Genomic DNA, 1,316 nt, shown 5'->3' with positions numbered 1-1,316 from the left:
GTAGATGTAACCAAAGTAGAAAAACAGCAAGAAACTGATACAAAAGGGATGGGTTTTCTAATCAAGTGTGCAAATTGTGGTGAGCTATCAACAATAAAGACAAAAGACGCTAACCAAAGTGTCTGTTACAAATGCAAAGGAGAATAATAGTGATTGAATTAGTAATATTAGCAGGTTGGACTTTCCTATGGCTATGCCTAGGGTTCCTACTGGGTGAACGCAATGCAGGAAAGGACAAGTCAGATGATTAACAATGTTGTACTGGTTGGAAGATTGACCAAGGACGCAGAGCTCAGATATACGCCCTCTAATGTGGCAGTGGCAACCTTTACCTTGGCAGTCAATCGCAACCGAAAAAATGAAAATGGAGAGCGTGAGGCTGATTTTATTAACGTAGTTATTTGGAGACAGGCTGCCGAAAACTTAGCAAACTGGGCTAAGAAAGGTGCTCTGATTGGGATTGTAGGTAGTATCCAAACTAGGAACTACGAAAATCAACAGGGTCAGCGTGTCTATGTGACTGAGGTTGTCGCTAATCAGTTTCACATGCTAGAAAGCCGTGGGCAACAGAGCCAGGGCAACTCTTTCCAAAATGGAAACAACTCAAACAGTGGTAATTTCCAAAACGGAAACAACCAAGGTTATCAGTCTCCATTTGGTAACTCAAACCCTATGGACATCTCTGATGATGACCTGCCTTTCTAAACGATAATTTATAAAGGAGACAGACAAATGGCAACATCACAAACTTATTTTTATGTTTTTAGTCAAAATAATTCTGGTGGGTACTTCTATGAAGTTAGTCTTGAATATTGAACCAAAACCACAATCACGGCCAAGGTTTGCTAGGCGTGGGAGTTTTACCACAACCTATGAAGACAAGGGCATGAAATCATGGAGAGAGTGTTGTAGGTTGCTTATTGCCAACCTCTACATGGGGCAGCCTATTCTTGAGGGAGCACTGAGGGCGAATGTGAGGTTTTTCATCAAGCCCCCTCAGTATATCTCCAAAGTCAAAAAGAACCAGCAGGCCCTCATAGATGAGACTATCCCAGTAGGAAAAAAGCCTGATGTTGATAACTACGAAAAGGCTCTGTATGACAGTATGTCTGGCATAGTCTTTAAGGATGACGGTCAGATTGCTTTGCATGATGTCGGTAAATTTTACAGCCTCAAGCCACGAATTGAGGTAGAAGTGGAGGTCATGGAATGAAAGACTATCAACCATTACTGTTTTTTGGCACTTTATGGCTCATCATATTACTTGCAGCTATGTTGAAAATCAGAGATCTAAGTCATGAAGTGGATGAATTAAA

Annotated in this window: 2 protein-coding genes; both read left to right on the top strand. The window is 41.3% G+C overall.

The genetic code is table 11. The features are described from left to right. Positions 1-243 precede the first annotated feature (243 nt). Positions 244-705: a single-stranded DNA-binding protein gene (gene ssb / locus ACQRDX_RS09300; protein WP_427886339.1), complete on the top strand. Its 462-nt coding sequence runs from the start codon at positions 244-246 to the stop codon at positions 703-705. A gap of 88 nt (positions 706-793) precedes the next feature. After that, entirely contained in the window at positions 794-1,213 is a 420-nt protein-coding gene (locus tag ACQRDX_RS09295; protein ID WP_427896609.1) for a RusA family crossover junction endodeoxyribonuclease, read from the top strand. The last annotated feature ends 103 nt before the right edge of the window (positions 1,214-1,316 follow it).

The sequence above is a fragment of the Streptococcus sp. SGI.013 genome (genome assembly GCF_050315295.1).
Classification (GTDB): domain Bacteria; phylum Bacillota; class Bacilli; order Lactobacillales; family Streptococcaceae; genus Streptococcus; species Streptococcus porcorum.
This window is presented reverse-complemented; position numbering and strand designations above follow the sequence as displayed.

Excerpts from the sequence above, each read along its gene's own strand:
- ssb (WP_427886339.1), top strand. The coding sequence starts at position 244 with ATGATTAACAATGTTGTACTGGTTGGAAGATTGACCAAGGACGCAGAG.
- ACQRDX_RS09295 (WP_427896609.1), top strand. The coding sequence starts at position 794 with ATGAAGTTAGTCTTGAATATTGAACCAAAACCACAATCACGGCCAAGG.